Here is an 18,075-nt window from a genome sequence, read left to right as displayed (position 1 = left end):
CCCGGGCCGTAACCGCATGGACTACGCCGCGACCAACGCGCTTACACGCGTTTCAGTTTTGCCCGGCCTAGCATCCGGTCGTCCACGTCGGTGCCGCGCCCTTCCGTCTCTGTCCCGGTCTCCGGTTTGCCGACGACGAATTCAGGCCTGAACACGTAGACGAGCGCCGGCATGATGAACAGCGCACTGAACGCCGACACGAACAGCCAGATTCCCATCAGCAGGCTCATCTCGGCCTGGAAGCGCAGGGACGACATCGACCAGAGTCCGACCGCGGCCGTCAGCGTCAGCGCGGTAATCAGCACGCCTTTGCCCGCCGTGCGGATCGCGTGCTCGATCGCACGCTTCAGGTCGTTGTGATGATGCAATTCCTCGCGGATTCCGTCGACCACATAGAACGCGTAGTCGACGCCGAGGCCGATCCCGAGCGCGGCGACCGGCAGCGTGCTGAGCGTCATGCCGATGCCTTTCCATGCCATGAAGCTGAACGTTACCGTGTTCGACAGCATCACGGGGATCATGAAGAAGATCCCGGCACGCGGCGTGCGATATGCGACCGTGCAGCAGATCACTAGCCAGAGCAGCGCGAGCGCGACGCTTTCGATCTGGCCGGACAGAATCACTTCGTTCACCGCGGCAGTGACGCCGATTATCCCGCCGGCCAGCAGATACTTGCCGTGCTGCACCGGATTATCCGCGATGAATTCCTTCAGGCGTTGCATGGCGGTCCGGATCGTATTGCCGCGATGATCCTTGAAGTAGAACGTGACCGACCCGTTGCGCGCCTGCGGATCCATGTAGCGTCCTGCTTCTCCGGAATCGGGGCCCCACATATAGATCAGCTCTCCGTCCTCGTCGCGGGTCTTGCCGAGTTCGTGATAGCGCGGGCTGTCCTCGTGCAGGATCTGTTTCACGGCCGGCAGCACGTCAGCGATCGACAGGCTGCCGCCGATCTCCGGCTGCGCGCCCATGTAGCGCTGCATCGCCTCCATGCTCCGCAGAACCGAGGGCTCCTTGATTGCGTCCGGGCGGTCGCCGTCGAACACAGCGTACATGCGATCGGTGCCTTGGAACTTTCCGTTGATCGCGGTCGAGTCGACGTTATAGCGTGAGTTCTGCCACAGGATCGGCGAGCCGGCGTCCGCATCGCCTACATGCAGATTGAACGCATAGACGCCCGACACCACGAAGACGATCGCGGCCAGGCCGATAATCCCGTAGCGAAGTTTCGACGTAGCGACCGACACGCACAGATCGAGCACGCGATCGAACAGCGGCAGCACGTCGAACGGATGAACGTGACCTTGCGGCTTACGAACCCACGATAGTAGGATCGGCGTCATCAGGCACGCGGTGATCGCAATCGTGAGGACCCAGATCGTGCCGACGACCGCTATCTTCTGCATCAGCGGAATCGGCGTGAGCACGACGACGATCATGCAGCCCGCATCCGCTATCACGCCGAGCATGCCGGGCTTGAAGAGCTGCAACATCGCAGAGTGTGCGGCCGCCTGGCTCGAGTCGATGCCGGACGCGACTTCGTCACCGAATCTCGAAACGAGTTGAACGGAATGCGAGATCGAGCGCGCGGTGATCAGGAACGCGATCACGATCACGAGCGGATCGAAGTTGAAGCCGAACAGCGTTGCCGAGCCGAGCGCCCAGATTGCGCTCGTCGTGCCGGCCAGCAACGGCAGTATCGTGCCGCGCCACGTCCGCATGATGACGAACAGCAGCGTGGCGAGGAATGCGATCGTCATCAGGAAGATCTTCAGCGTCTCCGGCACGTAGTGCGTGACCCAGCCGAACAGGATCGGCTCGCCGACGAGGCTCACCTTGACGCCGCCGGCGTGCAACGAGTTCGTCAGCTTGTATAGCTGATCGTAGATCTGCTTGTAGTCGAGTTCGCTCTCGTAGAAGTCGACGGTGATCAGCGCGGCCTTCAGATCCTGGGAAACGTATGTGCCGTAGACGAGCGGATTGTTGAGGACGGATGCCTTCAACTCGTCGAGGGCCGCCTGCGTCTGCGGCACGTCCGGGAACATCACGGGCTTCGATTCGATCGAGTCGGTCGAGCCGCGGATCGCCTTGAGCTTCGGCGACGCGATCGAGATGATCTGCATCGGATTGACGCCATGCACGAGCGCCAGATCCGTCGTGATCTTCTTGATCTTGTCGAGCACGTTCTTCTGAAAGATAGTGCCGTGGTCGGTCTCGACCATGATGCTGACGACGTTCGATCCGCCGAACTGCTCCTTGAAACGCTCGTGCACCTTCACGTATTCGTGCGCGCGCGGCAGCAGATCGTCGAAGACGGTCCTGATCTCGATCCGAGACGCAAAGAGCGCCATCAGCGTCGTCAGGACCACATAGAGAACGGTCACCGCGAGGCGGCGGCGCAGACAGAACGCCACAAACCTCTCTAGCTTGGAAAAGGCTTCGTCTTTCATGCATGCTCTCCAGCTTTATCGGACACGGCCACAGATTTCAGACCGTTCATCGGGAACGAAACGAAGCGACTGCCGGATAGCAGATACCGGCCGCGATAGGGCACGATTGCCGTATACCAGTGTCGGTCGTCGGGCGTCAGGCGCGTCCCGCGCCAGTGGTCGCCATCGGCATCGCCGACCGCAATGACGCCTTTCGTGCCGGCCGCGATCCACCGCTTGCCGTCCCAGACCACGCACAGCAGATGCTCCGTCCTGCCGCGCTCGTAAAGCGTCGTCGATCCGTCCGGCGTCCGCGTCGATCCGCCGGCTTCGGCTTGATCGGGCGACTGGAACGGCTTTTGCCGCCACGTCTGGCCGCCGTCGTGAGACGCGAGAATCACGCCGTTCAGACCGACGGCCACTCCGTCGGTCTGATCCTTGAACGACACGGACATCAGGCTGCTCTTGAGCGGACTCGTGACCTCGCGCCACGACCGGCCGTTGTCGCTCGACAGCAGGATGCGACCGCGTTCCCCGACAATCCAGCCGTGCCCGTCCCGCAAGTCAACGTCGTTCCAGGCCTCGTCCTCTTCCGGCCGCACCGCGACCCAGTGCTGGCCGTAGTCGCTCGACATCACGATGACTCCGCCCTCGCCGACGGCGATCGCGTGCCCGTCGGGCTCGGTCTTGACCCGCATCAGCTTGTTGGCGATCTTGGATTTCGGCGTATTGACGGGCTTCCACGACTTGCCGCCGTCGTCGGTGATCAGTGCGATGCCGTCGTCGCCGACGGCGATCGCGCGCCGGTCATCCCATGCCGCCACGTCCTGCAGCGCGACGCGTACCGGGTCGGTCGCGTATTGCCAGGTGTGGGCGGCATCCGTGCTGTCGAGAATCTTCCCGTTGTTACCCACGAGCCAGATCTTGCCGTCGGGTTGAACCGCGGTCCCGTATAGGCGGTCGCTTCGTTCGAAGGCGGGCCGTGTGACGGCGTCGCCCTTCGGCTCGGGCTTGATGAAGAACCCCGCGTAGAACAGCCCTCCGATGATGACGAACGGTGAGGCCGAACCGGCGAGACGATACAAACGTCGCATAACCATCATTCACTTGCTCCGGATAACAACGGTGATTCCAGATTCCCGGCGTTACTGGTAGGACTCCAGCACGTTGGGCGTGTAATCGCTTTCGCCGCGATCGCGATCAAACACCGGATCTACGATGAAGTAGTCGGTCGCGTGATGCGCCTTGTAGTCGACGAAAGTGCCGATTGGCGGCGAGAAGTACTTGATGCCCGACTTGCCGACCACCACCCCTTCGCGCTGCGTGAAGGTGCGCCACGGTTCGCCCTTCTTGTCGTACACTTCACCGCGATACGCGAGAAACAGCTGCGCGTCGACGTACACCACCTTCTTGCCGTACGGGTGCTCGACCGGCGGAGTCGCTTCGACCACGTAGACTTCGCGCGGTGTCATGGGTGTGATGACGTTCCAGTACGGCGCTTCCTTCGAGTCGATGCTCGGAAACTCGCCTGCCGTCCCCGACTTCGACGAATCGCGTTTGAGCTTCGTATCGAGGCTAGCGAGAATCCAGCGCTTGCCGATTAGCTTGTTGCTCACGTATTGCGACGGGCGTGCGTTGTACACGTAGATGTCGTCGTCGAGGAAGTCGAAGCCGCCGACGGGATCCATCCACGCGTTGCCGGACAGGCGGCGCACGCGGCGTGCCGACTTGATGTACACGAACTGGTCTTCGAGCTTGCCGTTAACGTCGTAGCGCGTCGTGAACGTGCCGGTGCCCTTGATGTCTTGCGGCGACGTCGCGACGAAGATCGTCTTCGTGATCCAGTCGTCGTTGTCGACCGTCGGTGCGCCGCCCAGGCGGCCGCGATTACGCAGGCGGTCGAACACCCAGTCCTGCGACGCCTCGTAGCCGCCGGAGTTGAACGTTACGAACACGGTGTGCGCGTAGAAGTCGCGCGGATAGACTGGCGAGCCATAGTAGTAATCCCACATGACCTTTTCGCCGGCATCCGGATCGCTTTCGCTGATCGTCGGGAACGGCGCGCCCGCCTTGTAGCCGGTGACCGTGCGAGTCTTCGGATCGTATTTGACGCTGCCGGAATATTTTTGCGTCGCTTCCGTCCAAGTCGGATCGACTGACGTGTCCTGTTTCGCCAGCGGAATTTTGACGTTCGAGTTGCGAATTTCCCAGGCCATCCGCTCAGTGAGCAGGCTCTCGATTGTGTGGCCTTCGAACGTGTCGTTCTTGATCTGATCGAGGTTTGCCTTGCTGATGACCGTGCCCGCCGGCAACTCGGCCGCGAGCGCCGACGAGCCCGTCGCGACGAACGTCGTGGCGATCAGTGCGGCGATACAGGAAGTCATCGGCCGTTTAATGGATTTCTTCATGATGATTCGTCTCCGATTTTGTTCGGGTAGGTTAGAACTGGTACGTTGCTCGGAACATCAACTGGTCGTTGTTCGCGAATCCGGCCAGCGCGTAGGTGCTCTGGCCGGGCTGAGCGGGCGAGCTGCGCGGATGCTTCGCGAGAAATATGTCGGCCTCGACGAGGAAGCGCCAGTGATTGCCGTACTGGAACGCAACGCTCGGGATCACGAACGCATCGCCGGTACTGACGTCGACGCCACCCGCGAGTTGCGGATTCAGGCGGCTGCTCATGTAGTTCAGCGTGATGAACGAAGTCAGGATCGTGTCGTGCCGCTTCGCCGGCGCGCTCCAGCCGACCTGCGCGACGATGTTGTCGCTCGACCTGAAGTGCTGGATCCACGTGTCGAACATCTGGAACGAAAGCAGTGACGGTGCGTTCGTTCCGAGCAGCGATTGGAGGCTCAGTTTCTGATCGAGACGAATCGTCGTCAGAACGACGTCCTTTCTGACAACTGGCCCGGTGCCTTGGGTACCGACCGGTAGATTGGTGCCGGTGTTGAAGTAGCGGTTCGGCTGATACGCGATTTCGAAGTTCGCGATCGTGCCGATGCCTGGGATCTCGCCGTTGACGCTCGCGTCGAACACGTTGATCGTCGGGAAGAACCAGTCGCCAAGCGCGCCCGAGGGCGCCTTGCCGATCGGATTGGCGGCCGGATTCAGCACGGGATCCGGCGTGAACGTGCGCAAATACGAGAACGCGTAATTCAGCGGGCCCGCCATGCCGGTCCAGCGGGCGCCGCCCGTCACCGAGCTGGCTTTGCCGTACGGATGGTCGTAATCGTAGAACGTTATGCCGGACAGGAAATCGACGCCCTTGAATGGCTGCGGCATCCAGCGGCCGCCATAGAGATCGTAGGAATTGCCGATGTCGCGTTTGCGATCGAGGCCCGGCCGAATCACGAGTTGCAGGTCGCCGTTGGCCTCGGGCACGCTGATGTTCGCGTTCGCCATGATTAGCGGCTTTCTCAGCTCGTCGCTTTCGGGCTCGAGGAACGAGCGCCACCGATAGTCGTAGCCTTGAATCAGATCGGTCGGGTGAAAGAAGTCCGTTTCACCCCAGACGATCTGCTGCTTGCCCAAACGCAGATGTACACGGTCGCCGATGTCCGTGTCGACGTAGAATTCACGGAGCTCGTTCTGATCGTACTGCGAAAGCAGGCTGCTGCCCGGGCCGCCAGGTGTGTGCTGACGCGCAAGCTCCTGCAACTCCTTCTGGTACGACGTCAGGACTTCGCGGTCGAAGCGGCCGATCGCCGTCCACTTGAACGGGCCGGTCTTCAGGCCGGCATCGAGCTCGAGCGAGCTACGCAGCATCTGCAGATCGCCGGCGGAGTTGGTCGGCGTTTCCGGGTGGTTCTGCAGATTGAGCGACGCCCACGTGCGCACGAAACCGCCGAGTGTCAGGTTGTTCCGCAGGCCGGCGAGGCCGGCGAACATCGAGCCGGTCGTGGCCGGCGTCTGGCTCGTCGCCGCACCCGCAGTCGCAGCCGAGGTCGAAGTCGAAGTCGTCGCGTCCGAAGCGGAGGCTGACACCGGAGCCGTATCCGATGCGGACACCGCGGTCACAGCCGTGTCCGCGGCGTGTGCGTCATACGGGTGGTCGAGAAAGATCAATAAGGCCGGTAGGGTTGCGAGAAACGCCGTGCTCCCCCGAGCGCGACGAAGTAGCACTCGCCTCTTTGCCTTTTTCAGAAGCGCTTTCATAATGTTTGTCTCCTCCAGAATTTACTAGTTATGCGAAGCGTTTACCCTAAGTCCCATCCCATCCGTCTTTCTGGGTCGTCAATTCCAGATCGTCCGCGTCGAGGAACGAATCGCAATCCGATGCATGTGCGCGCGGCATGTCGTTATGTCGATGCTGATCGACGCACCAGCTTGTTCGAGCCGCTGCGCGAGGCGCCGAGGTGATCTCGAACCCGGTGCGGAACGGATTTCGCAAATGACTGCCGTCTCCCTCTCAATTCATATCGTCTTGGGTAGGCATTAAAGCCGTTTGAAAATCGCAGCGTCAATTCACCGCTTCAGATCGTTCCGTACGTTGACACTCGGAGTCTGTCCTCAAAAGGTCGCGGTCGCTGATTGGCACCGTTACATGGGGACGTCGCATATGCGCAGCGTGGCGGGGACGCCCCGATGCTTAAGGTCGTTCGAATGCGGCGGCAATCTCATGAAGGAGCCGAACCGCTGTGCGACGCAACGCACCTGCCACCAGTGCCATCGTCCATGACGATTACCCAATGCCGTCGGACGTGATCACCTATGCGGTGTGCGCGTACTTGCATTTCCTCTCAGCCTGCGCGTGATCGAGGAATTGTTGCCGCGCGCGGCGTGGCTCTGATCTACGAGACCGTGCGAGGCTCGTCGGTGAAGGTCGCCGAGGAACCCCCCGCATCATTGAAGGCGATGTGCTCGATACCGCGAAACTGAAAGCGGCCATGGCCGGCAAGGACATCGTCTATGCCAATCTGGCTGGCGATATCGACACCCAGGCAGCGGCGATCATCGCGGGGATGAAGGAGTCTGGTATCGAGAGGCTGGTCTTTGTGCTGTCGCTTGGCATTTATGCCGAGGTTCTAGGCAAATTTGGCGAATGGAATAACGCCACCATCGGCGAGGACTTGAAGCCTTATCCCCGCGCCGCCGATGCCATCGAGGCCTCGGGACTGGATTACACCATCGTTCGTCCCGCCTGGTTGACCGACCTGGACGAGGCGGACTACGAGCTGACGCAGCGGCATGAGCCGTTCAAGGGAACCGTCGTATCGCGCAGGAGTGTCGCCGATCTGATCGTGAAGATCATCCGCTCGCCAGACCTTCATCGCTGCGGAAACGTCGGTATCAGCAAGCCGAACACGGATGGCGACAAGCCCTACTTCGTGTGAGGTCACCGGTTCATGGCTGTGCCATTGTCAACTTCGCTCCCACTGGATTGGTGGTGCTCTGACGCTCGCCGTCATCGTAGCAGCCGTCGCTCCTGTGAATGTCACCTGGATAGAAAGCCACCAGGCGCACAAGGCGCGGAATGTGAACCTCACCCGCGACTGCGCAGCCAGGACCGCATGGGACGGCGGTTGTGTTCTTTCCGTGGTCGGGCAATACAGCGTTGGCCGACCACCACATGGTGCGGTGGCTGAATGCGCGGCTGTTCGCTCTCGGAGTGCGCGGCTACGGCTCGGCCCCGGGAGGTGTGAAGGCATACAAGATACCCACGGTGAAGACAATGCCATCTCGGACCGCCTCATCGATCTGAGCAAACTCGATACGCTCTCTATCGGTTCGCCCATTTAGCTCTCCAACCCCGCAGCCGCCGATCTGGAATTTCGTCGCGCACAACCGTTTCGACGGTAAGCGTGTGGTGTTGTCAATGCCTTCAACAACCAGCTCAAGCCGGAATTCATTGCGCAGTTCAAAGGGCGTTCAGCCGGCGATCTGGCATCCGTCAACTGAACCATTTTTTGACAGCGTCACCGGGCGCTGCATCGCTAAGCAAACGGCACTTTTTATACACAAATGACATCCTCGCTATTCCAGCCCTTTGCCTTCAGGAAAGGCCTGACTCTTCGTACCCGTGCCGTCATGGCGCCGATGACGACCTGGTCCTCAAATGCGGACGGCACTGTTTCCGATCAGGAGGTGGCCTACTATCGCGCGCGCTCCACGGGCGTCGGCATGCTGCTGACCGGTTGCACGCATGTTACGGTCAACGGCGTTGGCTTTACCGATGAATTCGCCGCCTACGATGACCGGTTCATCCCAAGTCTTCGCCGTCTTGGGGAGGCAGCGAGGATCTGCGGCGCGTCGGCCGTCCTGCAGATCTTTCATGCGGGGAATAAGGCCGTATCGAGCCTGGTGCCGGATGGGCGGATCGTCGGCGCCAGCGCGTTGAAAGCGCCTGTGGGACCGTTCAATGATGGCGAAGTGACCAGCCATGCGCTCACGCGAGGGGAAATCAACGAGATTGTTCGCGCCTTCGCGAAACCACGCGCCGCGCCATCGAGGCGGGCTTCGAAGGTGTTGAACTGCATGGTGCCCATGGATTCCTCATCCAGAACTTCTTCTCGCCGCTCTTTAACCAGCGCAATGACGAGTGGGCGGCTCGCTTGAAAATCGCATGCGGTTTCCGCTCGCAGTGGGGCGCGAGGTGCAGCGCGCGATCGCCGAGCATGCGACGCGGCCTTTCGTGCTCGGTTACCGCATTTCGCCCGAAGAGCCGGGTGAAGGGGCGCTGCGAATCGGCGACGCTTACATGCTGATTGACCGTCTGATTGAGGCCGGCATCGATTACATCCATGCCTCGCTTTTCGACATTCCGAACGCCAAACCGCAGGACCATACCGGTGAGCGCACAACCGCCGAGCTGATCGCCGAGCATGTCGCGGGCCGCGTTCCCCTGATCGCGGCGGGCCAGATTAGGACATCGGAGCAGGCCCAAATGGCTTTGGCGACGGGCCTGTCGCTGGTCGCTATCGGACAGGGCCTGGTGTTGAATCCGAATTGGGTCGAGTTCGCCAGAGAAAGCCATCTGGCGGAGATTGCCACGGTGCTGAATCCTCCACTCGTGCCGCAGCTGGCGATCCCGGACAAGCTCTGGGGCGTGATCAAGGCGACAAAAGGGTGGTTCCCGCTCGTTGACGAGGTGGAGGCCGCCGAATGAAGTTTGCGGGCATCGGTGATCGGCGGAAACTGCGAGTCCGGGATCGCAGCACCCCAACTAAACTAGCATGACAAACATGCTTAAACTTCGGTGATCTCCTTGGTAAGTAACTGCGCAGGCGTGGCAAGTAACTGCACCGGCGCACGAACCTGTTTCCGGCCGCACGTATGCGGTGCAATGAAGATGTCGGCAAGTAGGGTGACTCTAAAGGTCACCGCCGCGAGATCGGAAACCGGTTAGATCCCTTCCGGCTGACCTTCAATGCCCATGAAAAAGCGATTGGTGAACGCGGTCCTCTCCATAGCCCGTCCTCCCGGCGACATGACGGCAAGGTCGCGGCGGGAACCAGCAATGTCCGCTAGTGCTCCGGACGGTTTCGAATTCCGTTGCGATGGCGGCACTCCGTCGCGCTTCATCTTTGCACTGGACTTCGCGACGGAAATGGGGCAGCTGTTCCAACGTCCATGGGTTCGTAGGCAGGCGCTTCGGCCGACGCGTCAGACAGGGAGGTATGCGCGATCGACATAGCTGAAAGACCAATTCGGGTGCCTGACCGGTGAGATTTTAGATTAACCTGATTTTGCATCCAAAACCTAATACGGAATGCCTGCAATGCTACCTTCTTCCGCGCTGGCCGCTGCCGCGGTGCCGTTTCTAGAGGATGTCTATAGTCGGTACCAGGCCGATCCCGAATCCGTCGACCCGAGCTGGGCCCATGTGTTCCGGCTCGTCGACGAACTCGCGGGCACGGCGGCGCCCGGCAGCGCGGACGCACGGTGGATTGTCGACATACTGAGGCGAGCCGGCCATCGCATGGCGGCCTACAATCCGCTGGCCGCACCGCCGGAGGCGGCGCTCGCGACGCTGCGCGAAAAGGCGATGCTGGCAGCGGACGTGCCGCTTTCGGCCTCCACGCTGCGCGCGCGCTGCTGCGACACGCTGAGCATTGAGTCGGCGCACGTGGACAACGATGATGTCGTCGCGTGGATCCAGGAAGCCGCCGAGACGGCCCCTGCGCCGGACTCACAGGCGCTGCGGCAGGGCAGGGTGTCGTGGCCGAGCTGTTGCAACTGTGTATGCCGGCGGGTTTCTCCACCGACGGACCGGTGCACATCGTCGTCAATAATCAGTTGGGCTTCACGACCGGCGGTTTGCGCTGGGCAATCGGCGAGGCGCTGGCGTTCGCTAGCTTGCTGCCGAAGGCGTGCCGGTACGCCCCAACAGCGCGGCGGTGCTGGAGCACAAGCTTTTCTTGGAATCGACGACGCACGACTGTCGCCGCGTGATGGATGTCTGCCTGCACGGCGCGATGCTGTGCTTGCATGCCGTGCTGCTAGGCATGGTGGAGTGCGGCTTCGGCCGGGTGGTGTGCCTGGCGTCTGATTCCGCGTGCAAGGGGCATGCGCGGTTGTCCTACTATGCAGCGGCCAAGGCCTGCGTGATTGCGACGGTCAAATCGGTGGCTCAGGAGATCGGTGGCCAGGGCGTTACGCTCAACGTCGTGTCGTCTGGTGCGACCAACACGCCGATGCACGTGAAGCGCGAGCATAGCCTCCGGGAGCAGATGGGCGAGGAGAAGTACGCGCGGCGTGCGAAGACGGTGTGGAAGAAGTATCCGACGGGCCGGCTCGGCGAGCCGGACGAGATCGCGTCGGCGATCGCCTTTCTGGTCAGCGATCGCGTCAGCTCCTGAGCGTCAACGGCGGCTTCGTAATGCCTTGGGACGTGCGCGAAGAAGGGAATGCCGAATGAGCAATTGATTGGCGCTGTGAATGACGTGACAGACGATTTTCCAATGGCGGCTTGCCAAGACAACGGAGGATGAAAAGTGATGAGTTCGGATATTTGTGATGAGCAACTGGGGATTCGAGTCTCGATCCTGCGTGGCGGTTCAAGCAAGGGTTTGTACTTTCTCGAACACGATTTGCCGCCGGCCGGTGCGTTGCGCGACGTGATACTGAAGCGCGCGATGGGCACGCCCGACATCATGCAGATCGACGGTCTCGGCGGTACGCATCTGATCACATCCAAGATCGCAATCGTCGGCCGCAGCACGCGCGAGGACGCAGACGTGGACTACACGTTCGCGCAGGCGGAGATCGATCGGGACGTGATCGATTACAGCGGTAACTGCGGGAATATCTCCGCCGGCGTCGGTCCGTTCGCCATCGACGCGGGTCTTGTGCGTGCAGTCGAGCCAATGACGGAAGTCCGGATCCACAACACGAACACGGGCAAAATCTTGATCGCCTCTGTTCCCGTGCGTAAAGGGCGCGCGGTCGTCGGCGGTCCTTTCGCCATCGCCGGCGTGCCAGGTACGGGTGCGGAAATCTTCATGGACTACAGCGACAGCGTTGGCGCCAAAACCGGCAAGGTGCTGCCGACTGGGAAGCCGACAGAGATAATGAACCTGGAGGACGGCCGTACGATCAACGTATCGATCGTCGACGTGGCCAATACCTGCGTATTCGTGCAGGCCTGCGATCTCGGCCTGCGAGGCGATGAGCTTCCGGATGATTTCAACACGAACGTGGCGCTGGTCAAGCTGATGCGCGAGATTCGAGGCAAAGCAGCGGTGCGTCTCGATTTTGCGAACGATTGGAAGGCAGTCGACGCGCAGACCCCGTTGCTGCCATTCGTCGTCTTTGTCGCGCCGCCGGCAAGTTATGCGACGTACTCCGGTGGCCGCACGGACGAAAAACACTGCGATCTACTTGCAAGGCTGATATTCATGAATCGCCTGCATGAAGCGATGGCGGGAACGGGATCGATGTGCATTGCGTCCGCGTCGCGAATCGAAGGGTCTGTCGTTCATGGAGTGCTGAACGCCGAATCACGAACGCGCTCGACGCTGCGCATCGGGCACCCGAACGGCGTCATGGACGTGTGCGTCGAGGTCTCGCCATCGGCAGCTCCCGAAGGGGTTCGATTCGACAGGCTCGGGTTCGCACGCACAGCGCGCAAGATCATGGATGGCACGGTCTACATTCCGATGGTCGACGTGCGACGTGTCTCAAGCACGGAGAGTTGAAGCCCGAAGGCGGCCACCGCGACTTTCACACTTCATACAATCCGGAGGAGACCGTGCGTCAGATCGATATTCACGCAATGGCGAATGAAGCCAGACTGAACGCCTTTCATTACCGCGCGCTGATCGTGTGTGCGTTGATCATGATGTTCGACGGCTATGACCTGGTCGTCGCAGGGATGGCGTTGCCGTGGACCATGAAGGAGATGGTGATCAGTTCGACCAGCGCGGGCTTTCTGGTCAGTTCCGCGCTGGTAGGCATGATGCTGGGGAATGTCTTGCTGGGCACCATGGCCGACCGCATCGGCAGGCGATGGATTCTCGCGATTTGCGTCGCGCTTTTTAGCCTGTTCACCGCCGCCGCAGGGCTTTGCAAGGATCCGGTGCTGTTCGGCGTAGCCCGTCTTTTCGCCGGGTTGGGCTTGGGCGGCGCCATGCCCAACGTCGTCGCGCTGATGACCGAATATGCGCCGCAGCGGGTACGCAACATCTTGGTGACGCTGGTTTTCAGCGGCTTTTCCGTTGGCGGGATGCTGGCCGCTGCGCTCGGTCGGAGCTTGATTGAAAGCTATGGGTGGCGATCCGTGTTCATCGCCGCAGCGGCGCCGGTGCTTCTGATTCCGCTAATCTGGAAATCAACGCCGGAATCCCTGCCGTTTCTTGTCCGCCATGGCCGTCACGCCGAACTCAAGCGTTTAGCCAGTGACATCAGTCCGTCCTACCGACCGAGCGACGATGACATGCTCGTGTTCACTGCCCCTGATGTGCGCTGCGGCATGCCGATCCGGCAACTGTTCGCGCGAGGCAGATGCTTGAGCACGCTGATGTTCTGGCTGTCATGCTTCATCTGCTTATTCATGGTCTACGCGCTCAGCTCGTGGCTCACGACGCTGATGGCCAGGGCGGGTCACAGCAGCGCGTCCGCATTGACCTTCGTCCTCGTGATGAATTTCGGCGGCATGCTCGGGGCCATCGTAAGCGGCTGGCTGGCGGACCGGCTCAACATTAGGTATGTCCTGACGGGGATGTACTTATTGGCGGCGGTATCGATCACCCTTTTGGGTCATGGCGCTCTGCCTGTCATGTTGCTCTACGTGCTGGTTTGCCTGTCGGGCGCTGCGACAATCGGCACGCAGAATCTCACGAACGCGTATGCGGGGCAGTTTTATCCGATCGGAATTCGCACGACGGGGGTCGGATGGATGCTCGGCGTAGGACGTGGCGGCGCCATTCTCTCGCCGATCGCGATCGGTGCTTTGGTGAGTCCGGGACAGTCGCTCCAGCAATGCTTCTGGGCGATTGGAGCGCCAGGGCTGGTGGCGGCATTGGCCATTCTGTTGATTAGGCAGAGGCACACTCCGTCAGTCGCAAGCGAGCGCGGCGGCGTACTGAGCGATGACGAGATGGTGAGTAATCACCTTTGAACAATTCGCTTGAACCTGCGGCGGCGCCATGCCGCCGATAGCGCCGCTTAGTTGTTGATCGGCACCGACGGGTCATTCAGCGTCAGATGCGCCGGCTGGTTTTCTTCGTGATTCGTGTTCGAGATGAACACCGACGAAATCCGATCGAACGTCAACTTGCTGTCCGGCTTCGGATACTTGATCGACGTGCACTGCAACGCGGGCTTGAAAGCGAATCCCGGTCTTGATGCCGAGTTGTCATGGATCGAGAAGCACCAATCAGCGAGCATTAAGAGGAGTGGCCCAACCATGCAACGTGACGTAGAAACTCTGCGCGCGTGATTGGCCGGATAGACATCGAGGGTGAATTGCGTCGATGCACGTGCCGTTGAGTGTGGTCACTGAGATTTGTGAGGCCGGTTTAGATCCGCGGAATCTACACAACACAGCAAAACAAAATGTATCAAGTCTTCGCAAGACCTGTCAAAGGAGTTTCCAGCGCGGCCACGCCATCCATGCCCCCAGCGCCACCCGGTCCCCGCGTCGCGAGCGTAACGGAACGTCCATCCGCCGCGGGCTCGCCACATACGAAGAGCGGTGCATCGTCAAAAAGCGGTGCACGTCCCCGAAAACTGAAAGACGTAAACTCAATCGCCGGGCGCCACGCGCGCCACCTGGTCCAGCATCAGTGTCGCCTGAAGAGGGCCATGAACAACGAGCCCTGGATAGCCTTCAACATGTCTCGCATAGTCGCGATCGTAGTGAATCCGGTGACTATTAAAGGTGAGCGCGGAATACCGGAAAAGCAACGACGATGCGGGCATCACCTCACGCCGCCACGTTGGTGGAGGCTCAACTTCAATCGCGGGTTCGACAGGCGCTGCTGACGCCGGGGAGGCCGCACGCTGAACGCCCGGAGCCGGTGCATCCCGATAGACGATGTCCTGCTGCTCGCGTATGAGCACCGTGCCATCATCGCGTATGACTTCGTGCTCGAGCGTCACGAATACCAGGTCCGCCGTACGCCCAGACTTTGACTCGATATCGACGATGGTGCTAACGCGGCCCACTTTGTCGCCAATTCGCATTGGCTCGAAGAAACGCACACGGCTGCCAGCCCACATCCGGCGAGCCAGCGTAACGGCGGGAAGGAAGCCACCTCGCTCGGGGTGACCATCGTCGCCGAGTTCACCATTTCGAACAAAGTCCAGAAAATAAAGCCAATGCGCCAGCAATGGGACGGGATCGCCGGGAATCATTCGCGCGGCGGGTGTCCAAGCGTCGCAGCCAAGCCCCGCATCGGCGCACTCGCTATCCTGTCCCACGCATCGCACTTGCGCCCGATCTACTCCTGAAAAACCTTTGCCATTCGTTTTCCTTGCACTCTGGCCTCGACGTTGGCCAGTATCCTCACACTGCTGCATTGACATGTCGATTCAAGGCGATCAACTATTCCGTGCAACGGCGCAAGCACCAAAGCTTCCTTATAGAACCAGGTCCGCTCCCGACTCCGCGCCCGCAGGGTGAGCGCGAACCGTCGAGCGACGGAGGTTTTGCAGCCATGTAACGGTACTGGCTGCCCCCGCGAGTTGCTCGCATCATCACAGCGCTGCGATCAACTCCGGAACGAGTTCGAAGAGATCGCCCTCGAGGCCGTAGTCTGCTACGCCAAATATCGGTGCCTCGGGATCCTTGTTGATCGCGACAATTACCTTGCTGTCCTTCATGCCGGCGAGATGCTGGATCGCACCTGAAATGCCGACCGCTACATACAGATGCGGCGCCACGATCTTGCCGGTCTGGCCGACCTGATAGTCGTTCGGTACGAAGCCTGCGTCGACTGCCGCGCGCGAGGCGCCTAGTGCTGCGCCGAGCGTGTCCGCCAGCGGCTCCAGCACCTTCGTATAGTTCTCTCCGCTGCCCAGGCCCCGGCCGCCCGAGACGATAATCTTCGCGCTCGTCAGTTCCGGACGGTCCAGCTTCGTCATTTCACGGCCCACGAACTGCGAGATGCCCGCGTCGGCTGCCGCGTCGATCTTTTCAATCGGTGCGCTCCCGCCAACGGCTGCGACCGGATCGAAGCCCGTTGCACGCACCGTGATGACCTTGACCGGATCGGCCGATTGCACCGTCGCGGTCACGTTGCCCGCGTAGATCGGACGCTCGAAGGTGTCCGCGCTGTCGACGGCTGTGATGTCGCTGATCTGCGCGACGTCGAGCTTCGCGGCGATGCGCGGCGTGATGTTCTTGCCGTAAGCGGTCGCAGGAGCGAGGATGTGCGAGTAGTCTTTCGCGATGTTCAGCACCGTCGCTGTGACGTTTTCCGCGAGGCCTGCTTCGAGTTGCGGCGCGTCGGCGAGCAACACCTTCGACACACCCGCGATCTTCGCTGCCGCATCCGCCGCAGCCTGCGCATTGTGACCGGCCACCAGCAAGTGGATGTCACCGCCGATCTTCTGCGCTGCGGCCACTGTGTTCAGCGTCGCGGCCCTGATCGACGAGTTGTCGTGCTCTGCAATAATCAAATTTGTCATCGCTTTTATCTCCAGGTTTCTCAGAGCACCTTGGCTTCGGTCTTCAGCTTGTCGACCAGCGTCTTCACGTCTGGCACCTTCGCGCCGGCGCTGCGCTTCGGCGGCTCGGCTACCTTCAGCGTATTCAGACGCGGCGCGACATCCACGCCGAGGTCTTCGGGCTTGATCGTTTCGAGGGGTTTCTTCTTCGCCTTCATGATGTTGGGCAGCGTGACGTAGCGCGGCTCGTTCAGGCGCAGGTCCGTCGTGATCACGGCGGGCAGCTTCAGCGACAAGGTTTCCGCGCCGCCATCGACTTCGCGCGACACCGTCGCCTTGCCGTCCGCCACGACGACCTTCGACGCGAACGTCGCCTGCGGCAGATTCGCGAGCGCGGCGAGCATCTGGCCGGTCTGATTGGAGTCGTCGTCGATCGCCTGCTTGCCGAGGATCACCAGTTGCGGCTGCTCCCTGTCGACGAGCGCCTTGAGCAGCTTCGCGACTGCGAGCGGCTGCAGGTCTTCGTTCGATTCGATCAGGATCGCGCGATCCGCGCCGATGGCGAGCGCGGTGCGCAGCGTTTCCTGCGCCTGCGCCACACCGGCCGACACGGCGATCACTTCGGTCGCGACGCCCGCTTCCTTCAGACGCACGGCTTCTTCAACCGCGATTTCGTCGAACGGGTTCATCGACATTTTCACGTTCGCGATATCGACGCCCGTACCGTCCGATTTCGTGCGGACCTTGACGTTATGGTCAACAACGCGCTTCACTGGAACAATGACTTTCAAACTGATTCTCCTATGTCAAACGCTACTTTTTGTCTCACATCTCTGATTACCTTGCCCATTTGATTCACCGGCGGTTTGGACGAACGCCGCGTGGACGTACGGTATCCGACGGCCGTCTGGCTTTCCTTACTCTGCGAGCCGGTAGCACTGCATGGTGAGCGTTTCTCGATTAGGCGGAAATATGCTCCACCTGCCGTCCGCATGGCGAAAGAAGGCCAGAGAGATTGGACCCGTCGCCCGCATAGCCTCAATGCGCACATAGCGTCGTGCGTTGATGGCCTGTTCCTCATCTCGATGACTCGCAATCCCTCGGACGATACGGGGGCGAGCCACTGCTCCACCAGTTGCCGCAGTGATTTCCCGACGCAAGATATGATTTCTCCTTTCTCGGTAAGTTGCCGGACCGGGTCCAACAACTTTGATTTCCTCCCAGCTACACGCGCGTACGCTTTCATCGTCAACGTGAGCCGACTCGACGCTCAACGCGCCGCAGTACTGTTCGTAAAGTAGCGATGCCTCCGGAGGCACTTCCAGAGCGGCGACGTGGCCCTCTCCCGCAGCGTTGCGAGCGCTCCATCTTCGGGCGCCAGCAAGGGACTTGTTTTCGCAATTTGATGCCCGTACCGACGCAATGCGTCGGCAATCCATCGTTCGTCGGAAACGCCCAGCTGGGATCCACCGAGTCAGGATCGGTCTGATAACGATCGTAGACATCCTCAAGAAACGGCACGTAGGTGGCATTCAACGCGGAAGACGGTATGATTGGCATGTCTGCTACGGATTGGTAAGGCACGCAGCTAGAATAACTT

General features: G+C 60.8%; 12 protein-coding genes and 4 pseudogenes. 6 read left to right on the top strand and 10 right to left on the bottom strand.

Features of this window, described 5'->3' with window-relative positions; translation table 11 throughout:
- Positions 1-41: 41 nt before the first annotated feature.
- From OKW39_RS22135 to OKW39_RS22120, 4 genes are read right to left on the bottom strand one after another with little or no spacing between them, the layout of a single operon-like run.
- Positions 42-2,450, bottom strand: coding sequence for an efflux RND transporter permease subunit (locus tag OKW39_RS22135; RefSeq protein ID WP_429563667.1), 2,409 nt, complete (start codon positions 2,448-2,450; stop codon positions 42-44).
- On the bottom strand, positions 2,447-3,532 hold the full coding sequence (locus tag OKW39_RS22130) for a YCF48-related protein (protein ID WP_429563666.1): 1,086 nt from the start codon (positions 3,530-3,532) through the stop codon (positions 2,447-2,449). The genes OKW39_RS22135 and OKW39_RS22130 overlap by 4 nt, the downstream gene beginning before the upstream one ends.
- Positions 3,533-3,574: 42 nt before the next feature.
- A complete protein-coding gene (locus OKW39_RS22125) occupies positions 3,575-4,837 on the bottom strand; it encodes a DUF1329 domain-containing protein (RefSeq protein WP_429563665.1) in 1,263 nt (420 codons plus the stop codon).
- A 31-nt stretch (positions 4,838-4,868) separates the two neighbouring features.
- Positions 4,869-6,410: a DUF1302 family protein gene (locus tag OKW39_RS22120; RefSeq protein ID WP_429563664.1), complete on the bottom strand. Its 1,542-nt coding sequence runs from the start codon at positions 6,408-6,410 to the stop codon at positions 4,869-4,871.
- 851 nt (positions 6,411-7,261) lie between these two features.
- Between OKW39_RS22120 and OKW39_RS22115 the strand changes: the two are divergent.
- The 3 pseudogenes from OKW39_RS22115 to OKW39_RS22105 form a co-directional block, all read left to right on the top strand.
- Positions 7,262-7,759, top strand: a pseudogene (locus OKW39_RS22115) (NAD(P)H-binding protein); the annotation flags it as partial.
- A gap of 628 nt (positions 7,760-8,387) precedes the next feature.
- Positions 8,388-9,531: pseudogene (locus OKW39_RS22110) on the top strand (NADH-dependent flavin oxidoreductase).
- 603 nt (positions 9,532-10,134) lie between these two features.
- Positions 10,135-10,245: pseudogene (locus tag OKW39_RS22105) on the top strand (2-oxoglutarate dehydrogenase E1 subunit family protein); the annotation flags it as partial.
- A 107-nt stretch (positions 10,246-10,352) separates the two neighbouring features.
- On the opposite strand, the gene OKW39_RS22100 reads toward OKW39_RS22105, so the two are convergent.
- Positions 10,353-10,601, bottom strand: coding sequence for a hypothetical protein (locus OKW39_RS22100; RefSeq protein WP_429563737.1), 249 nt, complete (start codon positions 10,599-10,601; stop codon positions 10,353-10,355).
- A 134-nt stretch (positions 10,602-10,735) separates the two neighbouring features.
- Here OKW39_RS22100 and OKW39_RS22095 point away from each other — a divergent pair, with 134 nt between their 5' ends.
- The 3 genes from OKW39_RS22095 to OKW39_RS22085 all read left to right on the top strand — a co-directional run bounded on the left by OKW39_RS22095 (position 10,736) and on the right by OKW39_RS22085 (position 13,983).
- Complete coding sequence (locus OKW39_RS22095) at positions 10,736-11,224, top strand: SDR family NAD(P)-dependent oxidoreductase (protein WP_429563663.1); 489 nt, start codon at positions 10,736-10,738, stop codon at positions 11,222-11,224.
- 138 nt (positions 11,225-11,362) lie between these two features.
- Positions 11,363-12,562 carry a 2-methylaconitate cis-trans isomerase PrpF family protein gene (locus OKW39_RS22090; RefSeq protein ID WP_429563662.1) on the top strand — a complete coding sequence of 400 codons (1,200 nt, stop codon included), beginning with the start codon at positions 11,363-11,365 and terminating at the stop codon, positions 12,560-12,562.
- A 53-nt stretch (positions 12,563-12,615) separates the two neighbouring features.
- Complete coding sequence (locus OKW39_RS22085; RefSeq protein WP_429563661.1) at positions 12,616-13,983, top strand: MFS transporter; 1,368 nt, start codon at positions 12,616-12,618, stop codon at positions 13,981-13,983.
- Positions 13,984-14,039: 56 nt separating this feature from the next.
- On the opposite strand, the pseudogene OKW39_RS22080 reads toward OKW39_RS22085, so the two are convergent.
- From OKW39_RS22080 to OKW39_RS22060, 5 genes and pseudogenes are all read right to left on the bottom strand, one after another.
- Positions 14,040-14,189, bottom strand: a pseudogene (locus tag OKW39_RS22080) (4Fe-4S dicluster domain-containing protein); the annotation flags it as partial.
- A gap of 420 nt (positions 14,190-14,609) precedes the next feature.
- Positions 14,610-15,221, bottom strand: coding sequence for an FAS1-like dehydratase domain-containing protein (locus OKW39_RS22075; RefSeq protein WP_429563660.1), 612 nt, complete (start codon positions 15,219-15,221; stop codon positions 14,610-14,612).
- Between the two features lie 342 nt (positions 15,222-15,563).
- Positions 15,564-16,496 (bottom strand): electron transfer flavoprotein subunit alpha/FixB family protein, encoded by a 933-nt coding sequence (locus OKW39_RS22070; RefSeq protein WP_429563659.1) that lies wholly within the window; start codon positions 16,494-16,496, stop codon positions 15,564-15,566.
- Positions 16,497-16,516: 20 nt separating this feature from the next.
- The gene (locus OKW39_RS22065) at positions 16,517-17,266 is read right to left on the bottom strand and encodes an electron transfer flavoprotein subunit beta/FixA family protein (RefSeq protein WP_429563658.1); all 750 of its coding nucleotides are present in this window, start codon (positions 17,264-17,266) and stop codon (positions 16,517-16,519) included.
- Positions 17,267-17,723: 457 nt separating this feature from the next.
- Positions 17,724-18,035: a 2-oxoglutarate dehydrogenase E1 subunit family protein gene (locus OKW39_RS22060; protein WP_429563657.1), complete on the bottom strand. Its 312-nt coding sequence runs from the start codon at positions 18,033-18,035 to the stop codon at positions 17,724-17,726.
- Between the last annotated feature and the right edge of the window lie 40 nt (positions 18,036-18,075).

Source organism: Paraburkholderia sp. MM6662-R1 (genome assembly GCF_050436245.1).
Classification (GTDB): Bacteria; Pseudomonadota; Gammaproteobacteria; order Burkholderiales; family Burkholderiaceae; genus Paraburkholderia; species Paraburkholderia tuberum.
This window is presented reverse-complemented; position numbering and strand designations above follow the sequence as displayed.